The 24,476-nt window shown below is 69.8% G+C and carries 22 protein-coding genes and 3 tRNA genes; 8 read left to right on the top strand and 17 right to left on the bottom strand.

Going from position 1 to position 24,476, the window contains the following annotated elements; genetic code table 11:
* Positions 1-441 (top strand): GNAT family N-acetyltransferase, encoded by a 441-nt coding sequence (locus V8J39_RS04335; RefSeq protein ID WP_336459624.1) that lies wholly within the window; start codon positions 1-3, stop codon positions 439-441.
* Positions 442-600: 159 nt separating this feature from the next.
* Here the strand turns inward: V8J39_RS04335 and V8J39_RS04340 are convergent.
* A tRNA-Asp gene (locus V8J39_RS04340) sits at positions 601-677 on the bottom strand.
* A 30-nt stretch (positions 678-707) separates the two neighbouring features.
* Positions 708-784 (bottom strand) — tRNA-Asp (locus V8J39_RS04345).
* Between the two features lie 212 nt (positions 785-996).
* Here V8J39_RS04345 and V8J39_RS04350 point away from each other — a divergent pair.
* The gene (locus tag V8J39_RS04350) at positions 997-2,265 is read left to right on the top strand and encodes an Hsp70 family protein (RefSeq protein ID WP_336459625.1); all 1,269 of its coding nucleotides are present in this window, start codon (positions 997-999) and stop codon (positions 2,263-2,265) included.
* A 54-nt stretch (positions 2,266-2,319) separates the two neighbouring features.
* Here the strand turns inward: V8J39_RS04350 and V8J39_RS04355 are convergent.
* Positions 2,320-2,395 (bottom strand) — tRNA-Val (locus tag V8J39_RS04355).
* 150 nt (positions 2,396-2,545) lie between these two features.
* Between V8J39_RS04355 and V8J39_RS04360 the strand changes: the two genes are divergently transcribed.
* Positions 2,546-3,088 (top strand): hypothetical protein, encoded by a 543-nt coding sequence (locus V8J39_RS04360; RefSeq protein ID WP_336459626.1) that lies wholly within the window; start codon positions 2,546-2,548, stop codon positions 3,086-3,088.
* 59 nt (positions 3,089-3,147) lie between these two features.
* Here V8J39_RS04360 and V8J39_RS04365 read toward each other — a convergent pair whose 3' ends face one another.
* The 4 genes from V8J39_RS04365 to V8J39_RS04380 form a co-directional block, all read right to left on the bottom strand.
* Positions 3,148-3,996: an ATP-binding protein gene (locus V8J39_RS04365; protein ID WP_336459627.1), complete on the bottom strand. Its 849-nt coding sequence runs from the start codon at positions 3,994-3,996 to the stop codon at positions 3,148-3,150.
* Positions 3,993-4,883, bottom strand: coding sequence for a twin-arginine translocase subunit TatC (gene tatC, locus V8J39_RS04370; protein ID WP_336459628.1), 891 nt, complete (start codon positions 4,881-4,883; stop codon positions 3,993-3,995). Before tatC ends, V8J39_RS04365 begins: the two co-directional genes overlap by 4 nt.
* A 41-nt stretch (positions 4,884-4,924) precedes the next feature.
* Complete coding sequence (gene tatB / locus V8J39_RS04375; RefSeq protein WP_336459629.1) at positions 4,925-5,524, bottom strand: Sec-independent protein translocase protein TatB; 600 nt, start codon at positions 5,522-5,524, stop codon at positions 4,925-4,927.
* 143 nt (positions 5,525-5,667) lie between these two features.
* Positions 5,668-5,877 carry a twin-arginine translocase TatA/TatE family subunit gene (locus V8J39_RS04380; RefSeq protein ID WP_336459630.1) on the bottom strand — a complete coding sequence of 70 codons (210 nt, stop codon included), beginning with the start codon at positions 5,875-5,877 and terminating at the stop codon, positions 5,668-5,670.
* 246 nt (positions 5,878-6,123) lie between these two features.
* Between V8J39_RS04380 and V8J39_RS04385 the strand changes: the two genes are divergently transcribed.
* Positions 6,124-6,483, top strand: coding sequence for a helix-turn-helix transcriptional regulator (locus tag V8J39_RS04385; RefSeq protein ID WP_336459631.1), 360 nt, complete (start codon positions 6,124-6,126; stop codon positions 6,481-6,483).
* 197 nt (positions 6,484-6,680) lie between these two features.
* Here the strand turns inward: V8J39_RS04385 and V8J39_RS04390 are convergent, their stop codons facing one another.
* Together V8J39_RS04390 and V8J39_RS04395 are read right to left on the bottom strand one after the other, a co-directional pair.
* A complete protein-coding gene (locus tag V8J39_RS04390; RefSeq protein WP_336459632.1) occupies positions 6,681-7,802 on the bottom strand; it encodes an ABC transporter ATP-binding protein in 1,122 nt (373 codons plus the stop codon).
* A gap of 109 nt (positions 7,803-7,911) precedes the next feature.
* Positions 7,912-8,703, bottom strand: a complete 792-nt coding sequence (locus V8J39_RS04395) for an SDR family oxidoreductase (protein WP_336459633.1) — start codon at positions 8,701-8,703, stop codon at positions 7,912-7,914.
* A gap of 259 nt (positions 8,704-8,962) precedes the next feature.
* Between V8J39_RS04395 and V8J39_RS04400 the strand changes: the two genes are divergently transcribed.
* The 3 genes from V8J39_RS04400 (at position 8,963) to V8J39_RS04410 (ending at position 12,486) form a co-directional block, all read left to right on the top strand.
* Positions 8,963-9,979, top strand: a complete 1,017-nt coding sequence (locus tag V8J39_RS04400) for a Hint domain-containing protein (RefSeq protein WP_336459634.1) — start codon at positions 8,963-8,965, stop codon at positions 9,977-9,979.
* 231 nt (positions 9,980-10,210) lie between these two features.
* Entirely contained in the window at positions 10,211-11,809 is a 1,599-nt protein-coding gene (locus tag V8J39_RS04405) for a peptide chain release factor 3 (RefSeq protein ID WP_336459635.1), read from the top strand.
* Between the two features lie 71 nt (positions 11,810-11,880).
* The gene (locus V8J39_RS04410) at positions 11,881-12,486 is read left to right on the top strand and encodes a hypothetical protein (protein ID WP_336459636.1); all 606 of its coding nucleotides are present in this window, start codon (positions 11,881-11,883) and stop codon (positions 12,484-12,486) included.
* Here V8J39_RS04410 and V8J39_RS04415 read toward each other — a convergent pair whose 3' ends face one another.
* Both V8J39_RS04415 and V8J39_RS04420 read right to left on the bottom strand, forming a co-directional pair.
* Positions 12,487-13,305, bottom strand: coding sequence for a transglutaminase-like domain-containing protein (locus V8J39_RS04415; protein WP_336459637.1), 819 nt, complete (start codon positions 13,303-13,305; stop codon positions 12,487-12,489).
* 22 nt (positions 13,306-13,327) lie between these two features.
* On the bottom strand, positions 13,328-13,747 hold the full coding sequence (locus tag V8J39_RS04420; RefSeq protein WP_336459638.1) for an OsmC family protein: 420 nt from the start codon (positions 13,745-13,747) through the stop codon (positions 13,328-13,330).
* A 542-nt stretch (positions 13,748-14,289) separates the two neighbouring features.
* On the opposite strand from V8J39_RS04420, the gene V8J39_RS04425 reads away from it, so the two are divergent.
* Complete coding sequence (locus tag V8J39_RS04425; protein WP_336459639.1) at positions 14,290-15,876, top strand: DEAD/DEAH box helicase; 1,587 nt, start codon at positions 14,290-14,292, stop codon at positions 15,874-15,876.
* Positions 15,877-16,077: 201 nt separating this feature from the next.
* Here the strand turns inward: V8J39_RS04425 and V8J39_RS04430 are convergent, their stop codons facing one another.
* From V8J39_RS04430 to nuoL, 6 genes are read right to left on the bottom strand one after another with little or no spacing between them, the layout of a single operon-like run.
* Entirely contained in the window at positions 16,078-17,757 is a 1,680-nt protein-coding gene (locus V8J39_RS04430; protein WP_336459640.1) for a ribonuclease J, read from the bottom strand.
* Complete coding sequence (locus tag V8J39_RS04435) at positions 17,754-18,533, bottom strand: type III pantothenate kinase (protein ID WP_336459641.1); 780 nt, start codon at positions 18,531-18,533, stop codon at positions 17,754-17,756. Before V8J39_RS04435 ends, V8J39_RS04430 begins: the two co-directional genes overlap by 4 nt.
* Before the next feature lie 33 nt (positions 18,534-18,566).
* Complete coding sequence (locus V8J39_RS04440; protein WP_336459642.1) at positions 18,567-19,325, bottom strand: biotin--[acetyl-CoA-carboxylase] ligase; 759 nt, start codon at positions 19,323-19,325, stop codon at positions 18,567-18,569.
* A complete protein-coding gene (nuoN, locus tag V8J39_RS04445) occupies positions 19,315-20,757 on the bottom strand; it encodes an NADH-quinone oxidoreductase subunit NuoN (RefSeq protein ID WP_336459643.1) in 1,443 nt (480 codons plus the stop codon). Before nuoN ends, V8J39_RS04440 begins: the two co-directional genes overlap by 11 nt.
* Positions 20,758-20,768: 11 nt before the next feature.
* Entirely contained in the window at positions 20,769-22,310 is a 1,542-nt protein-coding gene (locus V8J39_RS04450; RefSeq protein ID WP_336459644.1) for an NADH-quinone oxidoreductase subunit M, read from the bottom strand.
* A gap of 20 nt (positions 22,311-22,330) precedes the next feature.
* Positions 22,331-24,475 carry an NADH-quinone oxidoreductase subunit L gene (nuoL, locus tag V8J39_RS04455; protein ID WP_336459645.1) on the bottom strand — a complete coding sequence of 715 codons (2,145 nt, stop codon included), beginning with the start codon at positions 24,473-24,475 and terminating at the stop codon, positions 22,331-22,333.
* Position 24,476: the final 1 nt, after the last annotated feature.

The following is a 24,476-nucleotide window of genomic DNA, read 5'->3' on the forward strand; positions in this document are numbered from 1 at the left end:
ATGGTCCTGCGCGACGCCGCGCCCGAGGACCGGGCGGAATGGGAGCGGCTGTGGCAGGCCTATCTCGCCTTCTACGGCAAGACCCTCGTGCCGGGGGTCACCGACGCGACCTGGGGCCGGGCGCTCGATCCGGGCTCGGCGCTGGGGCTGATCCTCGCCGAGACCGCCGAGGGGCGGCTCGCGGGATTCGCGACCTATGTCGTGCATCCCTCGACCTGGGTGCCGGGCGACGACATCTACCTCGAGGACCTGTTCGTCGACGCGCCGGCGCGCGGACAGGGCTTGGGCCGGGCGCTGATCAACACCGTGGCCCGGCGCGGCCGCGGGCTCGACTGCGCGCGGCTCTACTGGATGGCGGACGAGGCCAACGCGGCGGCACGGCGGCTTTACGACACCTATGCCGCGGCGGACGGCCACGTGCGCTATCGCTTCGACCTTTAGCGGACGGGATCGGACAACAGGGTCGGGGGGCCGGCGCGGCCCCCCGCGCCCCCCCGGCCCGGGTGCCCCTGCCGAAGACCGCCGCAGGCCGGTCACGGAGCGGCGCGCCAAACGACAACGGCCGGCCCCGCGAGGGACCGGCCGTTTGCACAGGTGAAATGGCGCGGTTGACGGGGCTCGAACCCGCGACCCCCGGCGTGACAGGCCGGTACTCTAACCAACTGAGCTACAACCGCATTTCACGGTTCGATGACGATCCTGGCGGCTGGCGCGGTTGACGGGGCTCGAACCCGCGACCCCCGGCGTGACAGGCCGGTACTCTAACCAACTGAGCTACAACCGCTTGCAGCCGCCCGGATCGTCGTCCGAACGTGGGGGGTGTTTAGGGTGTGGCGCAGGTGGCGTCAAGCACCTGCGAGCGCAATTCGTCATCGCTTTTTCATCCGCCGTTTCCGGCCCGTCCGCGCCCCCCCGGCGGCGCCGCGCGAAACCCTTTACAGCAAGGGCACAAGCGGTTAGCACCCCGCCTCCCCCTCCCCGACCCGGAGCCCGGCCATGCCCGCCCCCCCGCGCCCGCACGCCTGCGGAATCGATTTCGGCACCTCGAATTCCACCGTCGGGCTGACCCGCGACGGCGTCCCGGCACTGATCCCGCTCGAGGGACCCAGCGTCACCCTGCCCTCGGCCCTGTTCTGGGAGGAGGAGGGCGGCCCGCCGCTCTACGGCCGCGCCGCCATCGCCGCCTATGTCTCGGGCGAGGAAGGCCGGCTGATGCGGTCGCTGAAATCGACGCTGGGCACCGGGCTGATCCGCGAATCCACCCGCATCGGCCGCCGCGCCGTGCCCTTCGCCGAGGTGATATCGCGATTCTTCGGCCACCTGCGGGCGCGGCTGGATGCCGAGGCGGGGCCGGGAATCACCCGCGCCGTGCTGGGCCGGCCGGTGCACTTCGTCGACGACGACCCCGAGGGCGATGCCGAGGCCGAGGCGGCGCTGGCGCGAATCGCGCGCGACCAGGGCTTCACCGAGGTGTCGTTCCAGTTCGAACCGCTGGCGGCGGCGCTCGCCTACGAATCGACACTCTCGCGCGAAGAGCTGGTGCTGATCGTCGACATCGGCGGCGGCACCTCGGACTTCTCGCTGATCCGCCTCTCGCCCGAGCGCGCCCGCGCCGCCGACCGCGCCGCCGACATCTTGGGCAATGACGGGATCCGCGTCGGCGGCACCGATTTCGACCGCCAGTTCTCGCTGGCCGAGGTGATGCCCGAGCTGGGGCTGGACACCACCACCGGCGGCGGGCGCGGCCGGATGCCGCGGCACTATTACGTCGATCTCGCGACCTGGGTGCGGATCAACATGGCCTACAGCCAGCGCAACATCACCGACATCCGCGCCCTGCTGAAAGAGGCCGACGCCCCCGACCGCGTCGCGCGCCTCTTGCGCGTGGTCGAGGACCGGCAGGGCCACGCGCTGGCGATGGCGACGGAAGCAGCCAAGATCGCGCTGACCGGGGCCGAGGCCGCCCGGCTCGAGCTGCACGCGCTGACCGGGGGGCCGAACCCGATGGTCACCCGCGCGCGGCTCGAGGCGGCGCTCGAACAGCCGCTCGAGCGGATCGCGGGGCGCATCGGCACCGTGCTAGCGCAGGCGGGGCTGACGGCGGGCGCGATCGACACGGTGTTCCTGACCGGCGGCGCGGCGCAGCTTCCGGCGCTTGCCCGCGTCGTCGCGGCGGCGCTGCCGGGCACCCGGCTCGCCACCGGCGACATGCTGGGCTCGGTCGGCACCGGCCTCGCGATCGAGGCGGGGCGGCGCTACGGCTGACGGGGACGCGGCACTGCGGGAACGCGGCGGGCGGGGACGTGGCGGGGGGGCCGGTGGTGGGTGATGAGAGGCTCGAACTCCCGACATCCTCGGTGTAAACGAGGCGCTCTACCAACTGAGCTAATCACCCGGCCCCCGCCGTTTAGCCAGTCGCGCGGCGCCGGGCAAGGGCCGCGCGCACGGCAAGACACGCGTCGTTAGCGGATGCTTCACCAGAATCGGCCAAGCCTTCCCGCATCCGCCCGGCCCGCCCCGGCCGGCGGGGTGAAGGAGCGGCGCGATGCAGATTTTCCAAAGCTGGCTCGACCGGGTCGGGCAGACCTTTTTCGACAACGACTTCGACGCCTATGCCGACACAATGGCCCTGCCCTTCATCGTGATGACCACCCGCCGCACCATGATCATCACCGACCGCGAGACGCTGCACGAGGGGTTCGACGCCTTCCGTCACCTGATCCGCAACCAGCGCGCCACCGACCTGTTCCGCGTCGCCACCGATGTCTACCCGATCGGCGGCGCGATCCTGTCGGGCTGCTACGAAACCCACCTGCTGCGCGGCGGCCAGCGCCTGATCGAGGCATACCGCTCCTCGGCGCTCCTGCGGCGCGAGGCTGACGGGATCTGGCGGGCAAGCTGCATCGCCAACGCGATGTCGAACCGCAGCTGGCCGATCCGCGCCCCGCGGATCGAGGCCAACGATGCCCCGCTCGAGGTCGCGCCGGCGGGACCGGACTGGCAGCTGCTCGCGCGCGAAAAGCTGCAGATCGGCCGCGACGGCGACCAGCCCCCCGCGATCGGCCCGACCCTCGCGCCCGACAGCTGACCCCCGCGCCGCAGGCGACGACTGCAAGCGACAGCGCGCCGGGCGGGCCGGCGCCGGGATCACACGCGGATGCCCCGCCGCCCGGCGAGATCGGTGAAATACTGCCACGCCACGCGACCCGACCGGGCGCCGCGCGTGGCCTGCCACTCGATCGCCTCGGCGCGCAGCGTGGCCTCGTCGATCTCGACGCCGTAGCTGTCGCAATACCCGCGGATCATCGCGAGATAGTCGTCCTGATCGCAGGGATGGAACCCCAGCCACAGCCCGAACCGGTCCGAGAGCGAGACCTTCTCCTCGACCGCCTCCGACGGGTTGATCGCCGAGGACCGCTCGTTCTCGATCATGTCGCGCGGCATCAGGTGGCGCCGGTTCGAGGTGGCGTAGAACAGCACGTTCTCGGGCCGCCCCTCGATCCCGCCGTCCAGCACCGATTTCAGCGCCTTGTAATGCTGGTCGTCATGGCTGAACGACAGGTCGTCGCAAAACAGAACGAAGCGCTGGTTGCGGGCCGCGCGCAGATGCGCCAGCAGCCGCCCGACCGAGGCCAGATCCTCGCGCGCCAGCTCGACAAGCTTCAAGGACAGCCCCTCGGACAGAAGCCGCGCGTGGATCGCCTTCACCAGGCTCGACTTGCCCATGCCGCGCGCGCCCCACAGCAGCGCGTTGTTGGCCGCGAAGCCCTGCGCGAAGCGGCGCGTGTTCTCCAGCAGCGTGTCGCGCGCCCGGTTCACCCCGATCAGCAGCGACAGATCGACCCGCGACACCTCGGCCACCGGCGCCAGCCGGTCGGGCCCGACATGCCACAGGAAGGCGTCGGCCGCCGCGAAATCCGGCGCGCCACCGGGCGCCGGGGCGATGCGCTCCAGCGCCTCGGCGATGCGCGCCAGCGTCTCGGCCTCGAAGCTCACCCGCGCTTCTCCGGCAGGTCGGTCTCGTCCGGCACATCCTCGACCCACAGCCCCTGCGCCCGCAGGTCACGCTCGCGCTTGCGCTCGATCCGGCGGATCAGGTGGATCGAGATCTCGTAGAGCGGGTAGATCGCGCAGAACATGATCGTCTGGCTCAGCACGTCGGGCGGCGTCGCCAGCGCCGAGGTGATCAGGATGCCCACCACCGCATACTTGCGCACCGAGGCGAGGCCGTCGGCCGAGATCAGCCCCGCCTTGCCCATCAGCGTCAGCAGCACCGGCAGCTGGAAGCACAGCCCGAAGGCCAGCACGAACTTCATCGTGAGCCCGAGATAGGCCTGGACCGAGCCCTGGAACACGATGCCCGCGGGCGGCGCGTTCGGATCGGCCGGCACGCTTGCCGCGGCATCGGCCGAGGTCGCGGCCAGCGGGCCCTGCTGGAAGCTCAGGAAAAAGTCGAAGGCGATCGGCAGCACGACGTAATAGGCGAAGGCCGCGCCCAGGATGAACATCACCGGCGAGGCGATCAGGAACGGCAGGAAGGCGTTCTTTTCGGACTTGTAAAGCCCCGGCGCCACGAACCGCCACATCTGGTAGGCGATGATCGGGAACGACAGCACCAGCCCGCCGAAGAGCGAGATGTTGACCGCGACGAAGAAGCCCTCCTGCAGCGCGATCAGCACCAGCCCGCAGGCCTGCCCCCGCCCCTCGAGCGCGCCGCAGATCGGCACGGTCAGGAAGTTGAAGATCGGGTTCCACACCATGAAGCAGATGCACATCGCCACCACGAAGGCGGCGAGCGACCACATCACGCGGGTGCGCAGTTCGGCCAGGTGCTCGATCAGCGGGGCGGCGCTGTCGTCGATCTCGTCGGTGGAGGCGGTCATGCCGGTCGGTCCTTGCTTTTGCGCGGGACGTGCGCGACCGGTCAGGCCGCGCCGCCCTCTTTGACGCCGTCCTGCGACAGCGCCGCGTCGTCGGGGCCGCCCTCGCCGCGGACCGCGGCGGCGCCGCTGGTCTCACGCGTGCGGGTGGCGATGATCTTGCGCGCCTCGGCGGGCGGCGCCTCGGATCCCGGAACCGGGGCCGAAGCGGGTTCGGGCGTCTCCGGCAGGGCCGAGGCCGGCGTCTCGCCGATGGTGCCGATGCCGACGCCGTCCTTGGCCGCCGCGGCCTTGGCGGCCTGCTTGTCGGCCAGCGCCTGCGTCGCCGGCCCCATCGGCGCCTTCGGCGGCTCGCTGCGCGGCATCTTCGGATCCCATTTCTCGAAGCGGTCGGCGGCCTTTTCCAGCGCGTCGAGCCCGAGCGACTTCTTCGAGGTGACCTTCCTGAGGTCCTTGGCGACGTCGTCGACGCCGGCCTCCTTGGCCGCATCCTCCATGGCGCGGCTGAAGTCGCGCGCCATTCCGCGCGCCTTGGCCGTGATCCGGCCCAGCTGCCGGAACATCACCGGCAGGTCCTTCGGACCGACCACGATCAAGGCCACGATCCCGATCAGAAGCAGCTCGCTCCAGCCGATGTCCAGCATGTCTCAGCGTCCCAGCGCGTGCCGCGCCCGCGTGGCGCGGCGGTCTCGGTCCCGGCCCCCGGCCGGGGCCCGGCGATCATCCGGCGCCGCGGCATCCGCCCCGGGCCGGCCCGGGCGACAGGCCCGGTTCGGACAGGCCCGGTTCAGGCCTTTTCCTTCTCGCTCTCGGGTGTGACGTCGCGGGTGGCGCGCGCGGTCTCGTGCTCGTTGTCGCCTTCCTTCACGCCGTGCTTGAAGGCGGTGATGCCCTTGCCGACCTCGCCCATCAGCGACGACACCTTGCCGCGGCCGAAAAGCACCAGGACGATGACGGCGATCAGAAGAAGGCCCGGAAGGCCGATGTTGTTCAGCATGGTCTTGCTCCCCGTGAAGCCTCCGCGCCGGACCCGAACGCCCGCGCGGATGTGAAATTCGGTGTCCCGTGATACGCCGAAACCGCCCCGGCCGAAAAGACGCGAGCCCCCTCGCGCCCGCGCTCAACTGACAGTAATTTGTCAGTTGCCCCGGCGGACGGGGCGCGGACGCCCCCCGGGCCAGATGCGGGCCCGATACGGGCCAGCACCGGGCCAGATACGGGCCGCAACCGTGCGGAGACGGGAATGAAGCGCGACGACAGGCTTTACGACATCGTGCAGATCATGCGCGACGGCCGGCTGCACACGGCCGAGGAGCTGGCGCGCGACCTCGGCGTCTCGGTGCGCACGATCTGGCGCGACATGGCGATCCTGTCGCAGACGGGGATGCCGGTCTCGGGCGAGCGCGGTCTGGGCTACATCCTGCGCGCGCCGCTGGTGCTGCCGCCGACGCTGATGACGCCGGACGAGCTGCAGGCGCTGGTGCGCGGCCTGCGCCAGGTCGCGGGCGACGAGGCGGACCCCTTGGCACGCCCCGCGCGCACGCTTCTGGCCAAGGTCGCGACGCTGCTGCCGCAGGCGGGGATCGACGACGACCCGGCCTGACCGCCCATGCCCACGCCGCGCCCCCCGCGACCGCATCCACGGCCCGGATCGCCCGCCGCCGGGCACCGCCCCCCCGCCGTCCCGGCCCGGGCCTCGCGGCGTCCCGCCTCTCGACTTTGCCCAAATATCCCGGGGGTGAGCCCGCAAGGGCGAGGGGGCAGCGCCCCCTCTCCGTCACCCGCCCGCCCGCGCCGTCCTCAGCCCGGGAAGACGAAGCAGCGCTCGCGCCGGATCGTCAGCCACAGCGGCGTGCCGGGCTTGGGCAGGAACACCGCCGGCACCGTCGCGCGCAGGATCGAGCCGTCGAAATCCATCCGGAACTCGACGAGGCTCTCGCGCCCGAGGAAGCGCGCGCGCTCGACCACGCCGCGCGCCGGGGTGCCGTCCTGCACGGTGGGGTTCGGCCCGCGCCCGCCGCGATCGAAATCGATCTTCAGGTGCTGGGGCCGGATCGCGATCTCGATCCGGGCGCCGTCGGGCTGGCCCGGGGTCAGGAACACGCCGAAGGGCGTCTCGCACAGCGCGCCCTTCACCCGGCCCTCGATGACGTTCACGTCCGAGAAGAAGGCCGCCGCCGCCCGGTCCACCGGGGCGTTGTACAGGTTGTAGGGCGCGCCCTGCTGCACCACCCGGCCGCCGCGCATCAGCGCGATCTGGTCGGCCATCCGCATCGCCTCGTGCGGCTCGTGCGTCACCAGCAGCACCGCCGTCCCCTCGGCCTTCAGCACCGAGAGCGTGTCGTCGCGGATCCCGTCGCGCAGCCGCTCGTCAAGGCCCGAGAACGGCTCGTCCATCAGCAGGATCCGCGGCCGCGGCGCCAGCGCGCGCGCCAGCGCGACCCGCTGGCTCTCGCCGCCCGACAGCTCGTGCGGATACATGTCGGTATAGCGCCCCATGTGCACCTGCTCGAGCAGCTCCCCCACCCGGCGCACCCGCGCCGCGCGGTCCAGCCCGCGCAGCCCGAAGGCCACGTTCTCGGCCACCGACAGATGAGGGAACAGCGCGAAGTCCTGGAACATCAGCCCGATCGCGCGCGCCTCGGGCGGGCGGTGCACCCCCGCGCCCGAGACCGTCTCGCCGTCGACCGCGATCCGCCCCTCGTCCTGCCGGTCGACGCCCGCGATCAGGCGCAGCGTCGTCGACTTGCCGCAGCCCGAGGGGCCGAGCAGGCAGGTGACCTCGCCCGGGCCGATCCGCAGCGACACCCCCTCGACCACGGCGCGGCCGCCGAAGCGGCGCACCAGCCCCTCGACCTCGAGACGCGGCGGCGGGACGGCGGCGGGCGGGCTGGGCTGGGGCGCGGATCGGGTCTGGGGCACGGCTCGGGTCTGTGACACGGGGCGGGTCTGGGGCACGGGGCGGAGGGCTCGCGGCTCTTTTCAGGGACGCGCGAGGCTTAGCAGCGCCGGCCCCGCCCCGCAACGCGGCTCAGAGCGTCTGGTTGCCCACGCCCCCGTCCAGCAGCACGTTCTGCCCGACCATGAACGCCGCATGGACCGAGCACAGGAAGGCGCAGGTCGCGCCGAAATCGGCGGCCGTGCCATAGCGCCCGGTGGGCAGCGTCTTCTCGCGCCGCGCCCGCACCTCGGCCGCGGTGATGCCCTCCTTGGCCGCCTGCCCGGCATCGAGAGAGGTGCCGCGGTCGGTGTCGTGGATGCCGGGCAGCAGGTTGTTGATGCACACCCCCGCCCCCGCCACCTGCCGCGCGGTGCCGGCGACGAAGCCGGTCAGGCCGGTGCGCGCCGCGTTCGACAGGCCCAGCTGCGGGATCGGCGCCTTGACCGACTGGCTGGTGATGTTGACGACCCGTCCCCAGCCGCGCGCGATCATCCCCGGCAGGCAGGCCTGCATCAGCGCGATCGGCGTCAGCATGTTGGCATCCAGCGCGCGGATGAAGTCGTCGCGGCTCCAGTCCGACCAGATCCCGGGCGGCGGCCCGCCGGCATTGGTCACCAGGATGTCGATCTTGCGCCCCTGCCCCAGCGCCGCCTCCAGCACCGCGGCCCGGCCCGCCTCGCTCACGATGTCGCCCGCGACCGTCACCACCTCGACGCCATGCGCCGCGCGGATCTCGGCCGCCGTCGCCTCCAGCGCCTCGGCCCCGCGCGCGTTCAGCACGAGATCCACGCCCGCCTCCGCCAGCGCCATCGCCGAGCCGCGGCCCAGCCCCTTCGAGCTTGCCGTCACCAGCGCCCGCTTGCCCCTGATCCCCAGATCCATCGCCTGCTCCTTCCACTGCGCCGCGCCCCCGCGGCGGGGTCCGTCCGGTCCCGCGGCACAACCGCCGCGCGAAGCGCGGGCGCCGCGCTCGGCTGTGGCCGCAAAGCCCCGCCGGCGCGCGAAACCGGCGCCACCCCTAAACCATTTGCCCGCCGGGCGCGTATAGAATGCGACCATGCCCGGCACCGCCGGCGGCCACAACCCCGGCCGGCACGCCGCTTCGCCTCAAGACTTCCCCAAGCCTGGGACCAGGACCCCGATGACGACACCCGAGCCCGCGCACGGTCACGACACCGCCACCGCCCCGCCCTCCTTCGCGCTGCAGCTCTTCGCGGCCGAGGACATCTGGGTGGTGGCCGGCGCCAACCAGGGCGACGGGCTCGACCAGCCCGAGACCTGCGAGGCCGGGGACATCTACCGCCTCGACACCGCCGCCGCCGCCCTCACGCTGCGCCTCGCCGCCTCCTCGTCGCGCCAGAGCGTCGCGCCCGGCTCGCAGATCGGCGCGGCGGGCGACGGCGTGACGCCGGTCGCGCTCCTGCACCTGATGGCCCCCGACGGCGACCGGCTCGAACTGATGGTGATCCGCCACGACCCGACCGGCGCGGCCTACGTGCTGCCGTTCTCGCCGCTCGCGCCGCGCACCGACTACACGCTGATCTCGACCGAGCCGCCACCGCCCGAGGTCCACCTCGCCGATGTCGCCTGCGCCTCGTTCGGGGCCGGGACGATGATCACCATGGCCTCGGGCGCCCAGCGCGCGATCGAGACCCTGGCCCCCGGCGACCGGGTGCTGACCCGCGACAACGGCGCCCAGCCCGTGCGCTGGATCGGCCGCGCGACGCTGCGCGCCCAGGGCGGCTTCGCGCCCGTGGTCCTCGCCCCGGGCGCGCTCGGCAATGCCGACGCGCTGGTGGTCAGCCAGCACCACCGCCTGTTCCTCTACCAGCGCGGCACCGCGCGCATCGCCGGCACCGCGGAACTGCTCGTGCAGGCCAAGCACCTGCTGACCGGCGCCGAGATCCGCCTGCGCGACGGCGGCTGGATCGACTACTACGCCCTCGTCTTCGACCGCCACGAGATCCTCTATGCCGAGGGCATCCCCTGCGAGAGCCTGATGGTCTGCGAGGCGACACTGGGCCTGATGCCGCGCGACATCTCCGACGAGGTCCGCGCCCGCTTCCCCGGCCTCGACCACGCGCAGCACTTCGGCACCGAGACCGCCCTCGACGCCACCGACCGCGCCGCCCTCCTGCGCGCGCGCGGCCGCGGCTGAGCGGTCCAGGACCAGACGACACGGCGCCTCCCTCCGACACCTCCGCGGGGCGGAGACATGCGCCTCCGGCGGGGATATTTCGGCAAAGTCGAAGCGGCTTTCGACTTTGTTCAAATATCCCGGGGGGCGGCCGCAGGCCGCGGGGGCAGCGCCCCCTCCCACGCCCCCTCCCGCGGCCAGCCGCTGCGCATCCCCATTGCCTGACACGCGCCTTGCCGCTATCTGCCGGGCATGCTCGACAATCGCCCCGCCCTTCCGCCCGAAATCGCCCGCCGCCGGACCTTCGCGATCATCTCGCACCCCGACGCCGGCAAGACCACGCTGACCGAGAAGTTCCTGCTGTTCGGTGGCGCGATCCAGATGGCCGGCCAGGTCCGCGCCAAGGGCGAGGCGCGGCGCACGCGCTCGGACTTCATGAAGATGGAGCAGGACCGCGGCATCTCGGTCTCGGCCTCGGCGATGTCGTTCGAGTTCGGGCCCTACCGCTTCAACCTCGTCGACACGCCCGGCCACTCGGATTTCTCGGAAGACACCTACCGCACGCTGACCGCGGTCGATGCCGCGATCATGGTCATCGACGGCGCCAAGGGCGTGGAATCGCAGACCCGCAAGCTGTTCGAGGTCTGCCGCCTGCGCGACCTGCCGATCCTGACCTTCTGCAACAAGATGGACCGCGAAAGCCGCGACACCTTCGAGATCATCGACGAGATCCAGGAGAACCTGGCGATCGACGTGGCCCCCGCCTCCTGGCCGATCGGCATGGGGCGCGAGTTCATCGGCGCCTACGACCTGCTGAACGACCGGCTCGAGATCATGGACCGGGCCGACCGCAACAAGGTGGCCGAGACGGTGAAGATCACCGGGCTCGACGATCCGAAGCTTGCCGACCACGTGCCGGCGGATCTGCTGGCGAAGCTGCGCGAAGAGGTCGAGATGGCGCGCGAGCTGCTGCCGGCCTTCGACCGCAAGTCCTTCCTCGAGGGGCACATGACGCCGATCTGGTTCGGTTCGGCGATCAACTCCTTCGGCGTGCGCGAGCTGATGGAGGGCATGGGCAGCTATGGCCCCGAGCCGCAGCCGCAGACCTCGGACAGCCGCCAGATCGGCGCCGAGGAGCGCCCGGTCACCGGCTTCGTCTTCAAGGTCCAGGCCAACATGGACCCCAAGCACCGCGACCGCGTCGCCTTCGTGCGCCTCGCCTCGGGGCATTTCGAGCGGGGCATGAAGCTTCTGCACGTGCGCTCGAAGAAGCCGATGGCGGTGACGAACCCGGTGCTGTTCCTTGCCGCCGACCGCGAACTGGCCGACGAGGCCTGGGCCGGCGACATCATCGGCATTCCCAACCACGGCCAGCTTCGGATCGGCGACGCGCTGACCGAGGGCGAGGCCCTGCGCTTCACCGGCATCCCGAGCTTCGCGCCCGAACTTCTGCAGGCGGTGCGCGCGACCGATCCGATGAAGGCCAAGCACCTGGAAAAGGCGCTGATGCAATTCGCCGAGGAAGGCGCCGCGAAGGTGTTCAAGCCCTCGATCGGCTCGGGCTTCATCGTCGGCGTCGTGGGCGCGCTGCAGTTCGAGGTGCTCGCGAGCCGGATCGAGATCGAATACGGCATCCCGGTGCGGTTCGAGCCGACGCAGTTCCAGTCGGCGCGCTGGGTGCAGGGCGACCGCGCGGCGATCGACCGGATGGTCAATGCCAACAAGCAGCACATCGCCACCGACAACGACGGCGACCTCGTGTTCCTGACCCGCCTGCAATGGGATATCGACCGGGTGCTGCGCGACTACGAGGGGCTGCGGCTCACCGCGACCAAGGAGATGATGGTCTGAGGGAAATCCCCTTGGATCAACGGCCTGGCCGTCGCGGCTGATCTCGCGTCTCAAGGCGATCGGAGGGGCTGGTGCCGCTGCAGAACCGCGTTCGTCCCGAAGGCGAGATCGTCGCCGATCCCGGGCGGGGCCTGTTCATGGGCAACCGCGGCTGCCTGCATGACGCCGACCGCCGCCTGGGTGCCGCGCGCTGGCGCCACCGCGCCTGGATCTGCTGCCGGCTGGCCTTTCGCGACCGGCGCCGGCCGCTGATGGCACCCGGCCGGTACACCGAGCTGTTCTTCCTCGACGAGGCGGTGGCGCTGGCCGCGGGCCACCGGCCCTGCGCCGAGTGCCGACGCGAGGATTACTCAACCTTCCTCGACTGTTGGCAGCGCGCCTTCAACAATCGCCCGAAGGCCGCCGCGATGGATGCGGCCCTGCATCGCGCCCGTCTCGACGGCCGGACCCAGCGGCGCGAGATCCTGCCCGCCGCGGCGCTGCCCGATGGCTGCTTCCTGCTGTGGAACGGGGCGCCGCACCTCGTGCTTGGGGACCGCATTCATCGCTATGGGACAGCGGGTTACGATGCGGCATTCGCGCGGCCTGCGAGCACCGTCACCTGCCTGACGCCTGCGCCGGTCCGGGCGGTGCTGGCCCAGGGCTACCGGCCGGTGCTTCACCCGACGGCGGGGTGATCAGGCCTCGACGACCTCGTCGGTCCAGACCTCGAACTTCGCCAGCAGATGCGGCCCGAAGGAGTTGATCAGCGGCACATCCGCCGCGTCGCGGCCGCGGGCGACGACGATGCGGCCGATCCGCCGCTCGTGGTGGCGGGGGTCGAGCGTGTACCACTTGCCGGCGACGAAGACCTCCATCCAGGCCGAGAAGTCCATCGGATAGGGCGCGGCCGGCACGCCGATGTCGCCGAGATAGCCGTTCACGTAGCGCGCCGGGATGTTCATCGCCCGGCAGAAGGCGATCCCGAGATGGGTGAAGTCGCGGCAGACGCCCTTGCACTGTTCGAAGGCGCCGAAGGCGGTGCGGGTCGCGTCGGCATCCTGATAGTTGAAGGCGATGCGGCCGTTCACGAATTCCGAGATCGCCTGCACCCGCGGCCAGCCCGGCTCGATCCCGCCAAACAGCTGCCAGGCCACCGGCGACAGCAGGTCGGTCTCGCAGTAGCGCGACCCCATCAGGTACATCAGCGTGTCGTCGGGCAGCGCCGCGATCGGCGTGTCGCCGGCACCGGGGGGCGGCACGTCGTCGATCAGGCCGCTGTCGCGCACGACCCCGCCCGAGCCGAAGGTGTAGTCGCCGACCGGGGCCACGAAGCGGCGCACGACGTTGCCGAAGATGTCGTAATAGCTGTGCACCGGCACGTCGTCGCGGTCGGAATGCAGCGTCTCGGGTTCCATGAGGTCGCCCGACCGCTCGACATGCGCGGCGGTCAGGCAGACCATCGGCGTGGGCTGCGTGCAGCTGACTGTGAACTCGTGACCGAACCTGATGAACATCGCAGCCCCTTTTGCGCTGGGTTCAGAGAACCTTGGCTTCCATGGTGATCTCGGCATCCAGCAGCTGCGACACCGGGCAGCCCGCCTTCGCCTTTTCGGCGCATTCAAGGATCTTCGCCTCGTCCGCCGGCGCCTTGATCTCGGTCACGAGATGGACCTTGGTGATCTTCGGGCCGGCCGAGGGATCGAGCGTCACCTTCGAGGTGGTCGCGATCTTCTCGGGCGTGATGCCCTCCTGCCCCAGGATGTTCGACAGCGCCATCGAGAAGCACGAGGCATGGGCCGCGCCGATCAGTTCCTCGGGGTTGGTGCCGGTCTTGCCCTCGAAGCGGATGGCGAACCCGTAGGCCTGCTTGTCCAGGGCGCCGCTCTCGGTCGACACCGAGCCCTTGCCTTCCTTCAGGCTGCCACTCCATTCGGCGGATCCGCTCTTGACGATCATCGGGTCTCTCCTTTTCCGGGAAGTCTCGGTCTGGATTTCGCGCGGGGCCGGTTTGGATAGGTCAGGCCGAACGCTTCGTGAGAAGTGCCGCACCCCCGGCCCCGCCCCCATTGAACGTGACCGGGGCGATCGGGTTGCATGACAGCACGGTGAAATTCGTTCACCTTGCGGAAACCGCCCCTCGCGCGGCGAAGACCGCCCCGGCCGGCGCCGGGGCGCGGGCGGATGTCGCGGTGTTGGGCAGGATGCGCGCGCGGCAGGCGGAGAGGAAACCCGCACCGCCGCGACCGCCGGCGCCCGGGTCGACCCACTCCGGGGCGGCCCGCCCGCCCCGGAAGGCGCGACATTCCGGCGACAGAGGCACGGGAATCGTCGACTTGGGGGCCAAATCCCGCGGAAAACCTGTGGAACGATTGACGTTTCGGCGGAAATACGCTACCGCCACCCGAACCCGAGGGGCGTCCGGCCCCCGGAGCGACGCCCCGGGCGCGTCATCTCAGCGCCCATCACCTTGCGGCCCGATGCCGCAATCAAGGACGCTGATGACCAAGTTTACCGACCTCGCGCTCGACCCCCGCGTGCTTCAGGCCATTTCCGAAGCCGGCTACGAATCTCCGACCCCGATCCAGGCGCAGGCGATCCCGCATGCGCTGGAGGGCAAGGACGTGCTGGGCATCGCCCAGACCGGCACCGGCAAGACGGCCAGCTTCACGCTGCCGATGATCACGCTGCTGGGCAAGGGCCGCGCCCGCGCCCGGATGCCGCGGTCGCTGGTTCTGGCGCCGACGCGCGAACTGGCCGCCCAGGTGGCCGAGAACTTCGACGTCTATGCCAAGCACACCAAGCTGACCAAGGCGCTCTTGATCGGCGGCGTGTCCTTCGGCGAGCAGGACAAGCTGATCGACCGCGGCGTCGACGTGCTGATCGCGACCCCGGGCCGGCTTCTCGACCATTTCGAGCGCGGCAAGCTTCTGCTGACCGGCGTGCAGATCATGGTCGTGGACGAGGCCGACCGGATGCTCGACATGGGGTTCATCCCGGATATCGAGCGGATCTTCCAGCTGACGCCCTTCACCCGCCAGACGCTGTTCTTCTCGGCCACGATGGCGCCCGAGATCGAGCGCATCACCAACACCTTCCTGCACGCCCCCGCGCGCGTGGAAGTGGCGCGGCAGGCGACGACCAGCGAGAACATCACCCAGAAGCTGATCGAGATCACGCCGACGCGCAAGGACATGGCCGCCAAGCAGAAGCGCGAGCTTCTGCGCGCGATCATCGAGGCCGAGGGCGACGCCTGTTCGAACGCGATCATCTTCTGCAACCGCAAGACCGAGGTCGACATCGTCGCCAAATCGCTGAAGGCGCATGGCTTCAACGCCGCGCCGATCCACGGCGACCTCGACCAGAGCCAGCGGATGCGCACGCTTGACGGCTTCCGCGATGGCAGCCTGCGGTTCCTGATCGCCTCGGACGTGGCCGCGCGCGGCCTTGACGTGCCGGCGGTCAGCCACGTGTTCAACTTCGACGTGCCCAGCCATGCCGAGGATTACGTCCACCGCATCGGCCGCACCGGCCGCGCGGGCCGCAAGGGCACGGCCTACACGATCGCGACGCCGGCGGACGAGAAGTACCTGTCGGCGATCGAGAGCCTGGTGAAGGCGGCGCTGCCGCGGGCCGAGGCCCCCGAGGGCTTCGCGCTGTCGGCCGGCGACCGGCCCGAGCGCGAGCCGCGCCCCGAGCGTGAGGAGCGCGCACCGAAGTCGCGCAGCCGCAGCCGTGGTGGCCGCGGTCGCGCCCGCGACGAGAACCGGGACGAGACCCGCGCCGCGGACGCGCCCGCCGTGACCGAGGTCGCCGTGGCCGAGCCGGCCGCCGCCGCGGTCGAGCCGGTGGCCGCGCCCGCCCCCGTTTCGGCACCCGTGTCGGTACCCGTGTCTGCGCCCGCTCCTGCGCCGGCCGCCCGCGAGCCGCGCCCGGAGCGTCGTGACGAGCGTCGCGATGACCGCCGTGGCGGCCGCCGCGAGCGCGAGGACGACACGCCGGTGATCGGCATGGGTGACCACGTGCCGGACTTCCTGATGCGCGACTTCCGCCTGAAGCCCGCCGCCGAGACCGACAGCGCCAAGTAAGGCGCCACCGACCGTGATCCAAAGGCCCCGGGCGCGGATGCGTGCCCGGGGCCTTTGCATGTCGCGCCATGGGCGGTTCCGCACGCCGCGGGGGGCGGATGCAAAAACGCCGGACCGCGGATCAGCGCGGCCCGGCGGGGCTGTTTCGAAACCGTTTCCGCTGGCGACCGGCGCGCGCCGCGGGGGGCGCGCCGGGCGGCGTCACTCGGCGATCAGGCGCGAGATGACCACCGTGACCTCGGGCTTGCGCCCGATCTCCTCGACCGAGACCTGGCGCACGATGCGGCGCACCTGCTCGTCCATCCGGTCGTCGTTGCGCACGGTCTTGGCATCGACCCGCTCGAGGAACTCGGCCAGGTCGTTCTCCAGCGTGTCGACCAGCGGTGCCCGGGTGCGGCCGACCTCGGGCAGGCCCATGGTCTCGACCCAGGCGTCGCCCAGCGGCTGGTCATCCTCGTCGACGATGATCGTCACCAGCACGTGGCCATTCAGCGCCATCCGGATCCGGTCGCGCACGACGCCGTCCAGCGCGCCGATCAGCACCGAGCCGTCGAGATAGGTGCGCCCGGTCTCGATGTATTCGACCACCTCGGGATAGCCGCCCGACAGCTCGATCATCGTGCCGTTGGTCACGATCTCCGAGGCGATGCCCTTCGACTCCGCCAGCTTCATGTGTTCGCGCAGGTGGCGATGCTCGCCATGCATCGGGATCAGGATCTTCGGCTTGATCATCGCATGGGCGGCATCGAGATCGGGCCGGTTGGCATGGCCCGACACGTGATAGAGCCCGCCGCGATCGTCGATCACGTCCACGCCCATCTCCGAGAAGGCGTTCATGATCCGGATCACGCCCTTCTCGTTGCCCGGGATGACCTTCGAGGAGAAGAGGAAGCTGTCGCCCTCCTTCATCTCGAGGCCCAGATACTTGCCCCGCGACAGCTGCGCCGAGGCCGCCCGGCGTTCGCCCTGCGAGCCGGTGACGATCAGCATCAGGTTCTCGCGCCCGATCTCGCTGGCCTGTTCGGGCTGCACCACCGGCGGGAAATCGGTCAGCACGCCGGTCTCGACCGCGACCGAGACCATGCGCTTCATCGCCCGGCCCAGCAGGCAGACCGAGCGGCCGGCGGCATGGCCGGCCTCGGCCAGGGTCTTCAGCCGCGCGACGTTCGAGGCGAAGGTGGTCGCGACCATCAGGCCCGTCTGCGCCGACACGAGTTCGGTGATCGGGCCGGCGAGCGTGCTTTCCGACCGGCCGGGCTGCGGGCTGAAGATGTTGGTCGAGTCGCACATCATCGCCAGCACCGACTGTTCCCGCGCGATGCCCTTCCAGACCTCGGGATCGGTCTTCTCGCCCACCACCGGGTCGGGGTCGAGCTTGAAGTCGCCGGTATGCACGATCCGGCCCGCCGGCGTGTCGATCACCAGGCCCGAGCTTTCGGGGATCGAATGCGCGATCGGCACGAACTGGACCTTGAACGGCCCGCATTCGACGACCGAGGGGCGCGGTTCGTGCACCTGGATCACGTCCGAGGGCTGGCCCTGGTCCTCCATCTTCAGCTTGGCGATGGCGGCGGTGAACTTGCGGGCATGGATCGGCGCGCGCAGACGCGGCCACAGGTGCCCGATCGCACCGATGTGGTCCTCGTGCGCGTGGGTGATGAAGATCCCCTCGAGCCGGTCGGCCGCAGCCTCGAGCCAGGCGATGTCGGGCATGATCAGGTCGACGCCGGGCGACGTCTCCATGTCGGGGAAGCTCACGCCCAGATCGACGAGGATCAGACGTTCCCTGCCCTCCGGCCCGTAGCCGTAGACATAGGCGTTCATTCCGATCTCGCCCGCGCCGCCGAGCGGCAGATAGATCAGGCGGTCCTTCTTGGTCATCCGGTCTCCAGTGCCGTGTTGTGCCGGTGGATCAGCACCAGCCCGTGCATGGTCAGGTCATCTTCGATCGCGTCGAAGAGATCCGTGCCTTGGGCAAACAGCGGCGCGAGGCCGCCTGTCGCGATCACCTTCATAGGTCTTTCGCGTTCGATCCTTATCTGGCGCACGATCCCTTCCACAAGCCCGATATAGCCCCAGTAGACGCCCGACTGCATGCAGGCCACCGTATTCGTGCCGATTGCCGATTGCGGTTTGGTTACGTCCACGTGAGGCAGCGCCGCCGCGGCCATGTGCAGCGCCTCGAGCGAGAGGTTCACCCCGGGCGCGATCACGCCGCCGATATAGGCGCCGTCGTCATCGACGACATCGAAGGTGGTGGCGGTGCCGAAATCGACGACGACGATGTTGCCGCCGTGGCGGTCGAAGCCGCCCACGGTGTTGACCAGCCGGTCGGGGCCGACGGTGGTGCCCTGGTCGACGCGCGGCGCCACCGGCAGCGCGCATTCCGGCTTGCCCACCTGCAGCGCGCGGCAGTCGAAATAGCGGTTGGCAAGGACGCGCAGGTTGAAGACCACCCGCGGCACGGTCGAGGAGATGATCACCTCGGTGATCGCGACCTCCAGCTTGCGCAGGCTCATCAGCCCCGAGAGCCAGACATAGTATTCGTCGGCGGTGCGCCGGTGATCGGTGCGGATGCGCCAGGTCGACAGGAACTGGGTTCCGTCCCAGATCGAGAAGACGGTGTTGGTGTTGCCGCAGTCGATGCAAAGCAGCATGGGGCGGTCCCTCCCGGGGCAGTCGTCAGGTCGTCAGAAGAAGAGATCGGCCGCAGGCATGCTGACGCGGCCGGCGGGCGTTACCAGCACGATCGCGCCCTCGGCGTCGATCGTCTCGAACGTGCCCTCGATCGTGCGGTCGGTGGCGCGCGCGACCACCGGCTGGCCCAGCCGGGTGACGCGCGCGAGGAAGGCCGCGCGCAGCGGCGCGAAGCCATAGGCCAGCAGCTGCGCCTCCCACCGGGCGAAGGCGGGGGCGAGCCGATCCAGAAGCTCGTCCGGGGACAGGGTGATGCCGGTCTCGCCCGCGACCGAGACCGGGCGCGGCGCCCGCGGGTCGCGGTCGGCGGGATCGGGGGCATGGACCAGGTTCACGCCGATGCCGATCGCGATCTGCTGGCCGCCGGCCAGCCCCTCGATCAGGATGCCCGAGACCTTGCCACCGTTCAGAAGCACGTCATTGGGCCATTTCAGCGCCAGCCGCGCCGCCGGCGGCAACAGCCCCACCAGCGCCTCGTCCAGCGCGAGCGCGGCGGCGAAGCTGCGCAGCGCCGCGCGCGCCGGGCCGCCCGGCACCCGCATCACCAGCGTCGCCGCGAAATTCCCGACCGGGTCGACCCAGGCCCGGCCCCGCCGGCCGCGGCCCGCGGTCTGGCGGTGTGCAAGGATCCAGGCCGGGGCGGTCAGCCCCGGCCCGATCCGGGCAGCCTCGGAATTGGTGCTGTCGACCTCGGCCAGGACATGGCGCGCGACACCGTCGGGCCAGTCCCAGCGGGGCTGGTCAGCGGACAAGGGCTTCCGCCGCCGCCGCCGCGACCGTGTCGATGCCGAAGAGGTTGAACACCCCCAAGAGCATCACCGCGGCCGAACCGACCAGCAGCAGCCACTGCGGCGCCGCCATCTTGCCGTCGAGCGTCTCGCCCTCGGTGCCGAAGTACAGGTAGTAGACGATGCGCAGGTAGTAGTAGGCGCCGATCACCGAGGCGACCACGCCCAGCACCGCCACCGTGCCATAGCCCGCGTCGACCGCGGCGCGCAGCACGCCGTACTTGGCGAAGAAGCCCAGGAACGGCGGCACGCCCGCAAGCGAGAAGAACAGGAAAAGCAGCGCCAGCGCCTGCGTCGGCTCGCGCTTGGCATACTGGTTCAGCGCGCCGATGTCGGTGACGGGCTGGCCGTCGCGGCTCATCGACAGGATGAAGGCGAAGGTGCCGACGTTCATGGTGACGTAGATCGCCATGTAGATCAGCATCGCCTGCACGCCGAGCGCGGTGCCCGCGAGAAGCCCGAGCATCGCGTAGCCCATGTGCGCGATCGAGGAATAGGCCATCAGGCGCTTGATGTTGGTCTGGCCGATCGCGGCGATCGAGCCCAGGAACATCGACAGCACCGCGAGCAGCGCGACGATCTGGCCCCAGTCGGCCGCGGCCATGCCGAAGCCATCGAACATCACCCGGGCGAACAGCGCCATGGCGGCGACCTTGGGCGCGGTGGCGAAGAAGGCGGTGACCGGGGTCGGCGCGCCCTCGTAGACGTCGGGGGTCCACATGTGGAACGGCACCGCCGAGACCTTGAAGGCGAGGCCCACGATCAGGAACACGAGGCCGATCAGCAGGCCCAGCGGCAGGTGCTCGGTCGCGCCGATCGCCTGGGTGATGCCGGCGAAGGTGGTCGTGCCCGAGAAGCCGTAGGTCAGCGAGGCGCCGTAGAGCAGCATCCCCGAGCTGAGCGCGCCCAGCACGAAGTACTTCAGCCCCGCCTCGGTCGACTTGACGCTGTCGCGCCGGATCGCGGCCACGACGTAGAGCGCGAGCGACTGCAGCTCGAGCCCCATGTAGAGGGTCATCAGGTCGCCGGCCGAGACCATAACCATCATGCCCACCACGGCGAGCGTGACGAGGATCGGATATTCGAACCGGCCCATGTCGCGCTTCATCACGTAGTCATGGCTCATCACCAGCACCGCCGCCGCCGACAGCAGCAGCGTGACCTTGGCGAAACGCGCGAAGCCGTCGTCGAGGAACAGCCCCGCGAAGGCCACCCGGCTGCCCGAGCCGCCAAGCCCGATCATCGCCGCCAGCAGAACGAAGACCGCCGCGGTGATCCAGGTGATGGTGCCGGTAAGCTTGTCCTTCCCGGCGCAGACGCCGACGAGCAGCATCACCATCGCGTACAGCGCCAGCAGCGCCTCGGGCAGGACCGTGGAGAAATCGGCAGAGGTCATCGGGGCCACCCTCAGTGGTTGACCGGCGCAGCGTCCGCCGTCTGGGCGGGCTGCGCGGCCTGGTAGTCGGAAACCAGCGCCGCGACCGAGGGGCCGATGACATCGGTCACCGCCTTCGGATAGACGCCGAGGAACAGGGTCATGATCACGAGCGGGGCGAAGATCGCCTTCTCGCGCCGGTCCATGTCGGTGATCAGCTTCAGGCTTTCCTTGATCAGGTCGCCGAAGACCACCCGGCGATACAGCCACAGCGCATAGGCGGCCGAGAAGATCACCCCGGTCGCGGCGACGAAGGTCACCCAGGTGTTGACCTGGAACACGCCCATGATCGTCAGGAATTCACCGATGAAGCCCGAGGTGCCCGGCAGGCCGACGTTGGCCATGGTGAAGAACATGAACAGCAGCGCATAGGCCGGCATCCGGTTCACCAGCCCGCCATAGGCCGAGATCTCGCGCGTGTGCATCCGGTCGTAGATCACGCCCACGCACAGGAACAGCGCGCCCGAGATGAAGCCGTGGCTGATCATCTGGAAGATGGCGCCGTCGATGCCCTGCTGGTTGGCGGTGAAGATGCCCATGGTCACATAGCCCATGTGCGCCACCGACGAATAGGCGATGACCTTCTTCATGTCGCTCTGCGCCAGCGCGACAAGGCTCGTGTACACGATCGCGATCGCCGACAGCCACAGCACCAGCGGCGCCAGCATGTCCGAGGCCACCGGGAACATCGGCAGCGAGAAGCGCAGGAAGCCGTAGCCGCCCATCTTCAGCAGGATCGCGGCCAGCACGACCGAACCCGCGGTCGGAGCCTGAACGTGGGCGTCGGGCAGCCAGGTGTGCACCGGCCACATCGGCATCTTCACCGCGAAGCTGGCGAAGAAGGCGATCCACAGCAGCGTCTGCAGCCCGCCCGCGACATGGAAGCCCAGCACGACCATCGGCGCCGAGCTGAAATCGTGGCGCAGCAGCGCCGCGATGTCGGTGGTGCCCGCGTCGACATACATCGCGATCATCGCGACCAGCATCAGCACCGAGCCGAGGAAGGTGTACAGGAAGAACTTGAAGGACGCGTAGATCCGGTCCTTGCCGCCCCAGATGCCGATGATCAGGAACATAGGGATCAGGCCGGCCTCGAAGTACAGGTAGAACAGCACAAGGTCGAGCGCGACGAAGACGCCGATCATCAGCCCTTCCAGCATCAGGAAGGCGATCATGTATTCCTTCACCCGGGTGTCGACGGTCCAGCACGACCAGATCGTCAGCGGCATGATGAAGGTGGTCAGCATCACGAACAGGACCGAGATCCCGTCGACGCCGACCTTGTACTTCAGCCCCATGATCCAGTCGTGCTCTTCCACGAACTGGAAGCCGGTGTTGCCGGCATCGAAGCCCGCAAGCAGGAACAGCGACACGAGGAAGGTGACCGTGGTGGCGACCAGCGCCACCCATTTCGCGTTGGCCTGCGCCGCCTTGTCGTCGCCGCGCAGGAAGACCGCGAGGATCAGCGCCGCCACGATCGGCGTGAAGGTGATGATGGAGAGGAGGTTTTCCATTGTCTGTCCCCGGGCCCCGTTCAGTTGCCGGCCATCAGGGCCGCCCAGGTGAGCAGGACCGCGATCCCGATCACCATCGCGAAGGCATAGTGGAAGAGGTAGCCCGACTGCGCCCTGGCCGCGAGGCGGGTGAAGAAGGGCACGATGCCAAGCGCCACGCCGTTGATCGTGCCGTCGATGACGTTGCCGTCGCCGCGCTTCCACAGGAAGGCGCCAAGGCTCTTGGCCGGCCGCACGAAGATCACGTCGTAGACCTCGTCGAAATACCACTTGTTGAGCAGGAAGCGGTAGAGCACCGGCTGGTTCTCGGCCAGCTTGCGCGGCAGCGAGGTGTCCTTGATGTAGAACAGCCACGCCACGATCAGCCCCAGCAGCATCGCCACGAAGGGCGAGACCTTGACCCAGGCCGGCGAATGGTGCGCCTCGTCCAGCACGTGGTTGTCGGGCGCCATGTAGATCGCGCCGATCTCGCCCAGGCCCGCGACCGCGGCATGTGCCTCGCCCGCGGTTTCGCCCGCAGCCTCACCCTCGGCGGTCGCCGTTTCGGTGGTGGCATGCCCGGCGGTGGCGGCTTCGGTCGCGGCATGTTCGGTGGCCGCGGGTTCGGCGCCATGGCCGCCCTCGCTCGCCTCGGCGTGATGCGGCATCCCGAAGAAGGCCGACATCTTCTCGTGGTCGCCGAAGAAGCTGTTGTACCACACCATCCCCGAGAACACGGCCCCCAGCGCCAGCACGCCCAGCGGCACCAGCATGACCATCGGGCTTTCATGCGCGTGGTCGTGCGCGTGGTGATCGCCGCGCGGCTTGCCGAAGAAGGTCATGAAGATCAGCCGCCACGAATAGAACGAGGTGAAGGCCGCCGCGATGACCAGCATCCAGAAGGCATAGCCGACGCCCGAGGCATAGGCGCTCTCGATGATGGCGTCCTTCGACAGGAAGCCCGCGAAGCCGATATGCGTGAGCGGGATGCCGACACCGGTGATCGCGAGCGTCCCGATCATCATCGCCCAGTAGGTGTAGGGGATCTTGTGACGCAGGCCGCCGTAGTTGCGCATGTCCTGTTCGTGGTGCATCGCGTGGATGACCGAGCCCGCGCCCAGGAACAGCATCGCCTTGAAGAAGGCGTGGGTCAGCAGGTGGAACATCGCGGCGCCATAGACGCCCGAGCCCGCGGCCACGAACATGTAGCCCAGCTGCGAGCAGGTCGAATAGGCGATCACGCGCTTGATGTCGTTCTGCACCAGGCCGACGGTCGCGGCGAAGAAGGCCGTGGTCGCGCCGAGGTAGATGATGAAGGTCTTGGTCTCGGGCGCGTATTCGTAAAGCGGCGACATCCGGCAGACCAGGAACACCCCGGCGGTGACCATGGTCGCGGCGTGGATCAGCGCCGACACCGGCGTCGGCCCCTCCATCGCGTCGGGCAGCCAGGTGTGCAGGATCAGCTGCGCCGACTTGCCCATCGCGCCGACGAACAGCAGGAAGGCCAGCACGTTGGCGGCGTTCCAGTCGGTCCACAGGAAGGTCACCGTGCTTTGCGCCAGCGTCGGCACCGCCTGGAAGATGTCGTCGAAATGGATCGAGTCGACCATGAAGTAGAGGCCGGCGATCCCCAGCAGGAACCCGAAGTCGCCCACCCGGTTGACGATGAAGGCCTTCATCGCGGCCGCGCAGGCCGAGGGCTTGCGGTAGTAGAACCCGATCAGCAGGTACGAGGCGACGCCCACGCCCTCCCAGCCGAAGAACATCTGCAAGAGGTTGTCGGCCGTCACCAGCATCAGCATCGCGAAGGTGAAGAACGACAGATAGGCGAAGAAGCGCGCCTTGTAGTGCTCGTGATGGCCCCAGTTGTCGTCATGGGCCATGTAGCCCATCGAGTAGAGGTGCACGAGGGTCGAGACCGTGGTCACGACGATCAGCATCGTCGCGGTCAGCCGGTCAAGCCGGATCGACCAGCTGGTGTCCAGCGTCCCAGACTGCACCCAGTCGAGGATCTGGATCTGCCGCATCTCGCCGTCGAAGCCGAGGAAGACGATCCAGCTGAGCAGGCAGGCGAGCGCCAGCAGCCCGGTGGTCAGGTATTGCGCGCCCTGCTCGGAGATCACGCGCCAGCCGAAGCCCGCGATGATCGCGCCGACCAGCGGGGCGAAGAGGATGATCGTTTCCATG

Source organism: Frigidibacter sp. MR17.24 (genome assembly GCF_037095655.1).
Classification (GTDB): domain Bacteria; phylum Pseudomonadota; class Alphaproteobacteria; order Rhodobacterales; family Rhodobacteraceae; genus Frigidibacter.

Coding starts and splice junctions, on each gene's coding strand:
- V8J39_RS04430 (WP_336459640.1), bottom strand. CDS start 17,757: ATGACCAAGAAGGACCGCCTGATCTATCTGCCGCTCGGCGGCGCGGGC.
- V8J39_RS04335 (WP_336459624.1), top strand. CDS start 1: ATGGTCCTGCGCGACGCCGCGCCCGAGGACCGGGCGGAATGGGAGCGG.
- V8J39_RS04350 (WP_336459625.1), top strand. CDS start 997: ATGCCCGCCCCCCCGCGCCCGCACGCCTGCGGAATCGATTTCGGCACC.
- nuoL (WP_336459645.1), bottom strand. CDS start 24,475: ATGGAAACGATCATCCTCTTCGCCCCGCTGGTCGGCGCGATCATCGCG.
- nuoN (WP_336459643.1), bottom strand. CDS start 20,757: ATGACCTCTGCCGATTTCTCCACGGTCCTGCCCGAGGCGCTGCTGGCG.
- V8J39_RS04405 (WP_336459635.1), top strand. CDS start 10,211: ATGCTCGACAATCGCCCCGCCCTTCCGCCCGAAATCGCCCGCCGCCGG.
- V8J39_RS04395 (WP_336459633.1), bottom strand. CDS start 8,703: ATGGATCTGGGGATCAGGGGCAAGCGGGCGCTGGTGACGGCAAGCTCG.
- V8J39_RS04385 (WP_336459631.1), top strand. CDS start 6,124: ATGAAGCGCGACGACAGGCTTTACGACATCGTGCAGATCATGCGCGAC.
- V8J39_RS04360 (WP_336459626.1), top strand. CDS start 2,546: ATGCAGATTTTCCAAAGCTGGCTCGACCGGGTCGGGCAGACCTTTTTC.
- tatB (WP_336459629.1), bottom strand. CDS start 5,524: ATGCTGGACATCGGCTGGAGCGAGCTGCTTCTGATCGGGATCGTGGCC.
- V8J39_RS04450 (WP_336459644.1), bottom strand. CDS start 22,310: ATGGAAAACCTCCTCTCCATCATCACCTTCACGCCGATCGTGGCGGCG.
- V8J39_RS04435 (WP_336459641.1), bottom strand. CDS start 18,533: ATGCTGCTTTGCATCGACTGCGGCAACACCAACACCGTCTTCTCGATC.
- V8J39_RS04420 (WP_336459638.1), bottom strand. CDS start 13,747: ATGATCGTCAAGAGCGGATCCGCCGAATGGAGTGGCAGCCTGAAGGAA.
- V8J39_RS04380 (WP_336459630.1), bottom strand. CDS start 5,877: ATGCTGAACAACATCGGCCTTCCGGGCCTTCTTCTGATCGCCGTCATC.
- V8J39_RS04415 (WP_336459637.1), bottom strand. CDS start 13,305: ATGTTCATCAGGTTCGGTCACGAGTTCACAGTCAGCTGCACGCAGCCC.
- V8J39_RS04425 (WP_336459639.1), top strand. CDS start 14,290: ATGACCAAGTTTACCGACCTCGCGCTCGACCCCCGCGTGCTTCAGGCC.
- V8J39_RS04400 (WP_336459634.1), top strand. CDS start 8,963: ATGACGACACCCGAGCCCGCGCACGGTCACGACACCGCCACCGCCCCG.
- tatC (WP_336459628.1), bottom strand. CDS start 4,883: ATGACCGCCTCCACCGACGAGATCGACGACAGCGCCGCCCCGCTGATC.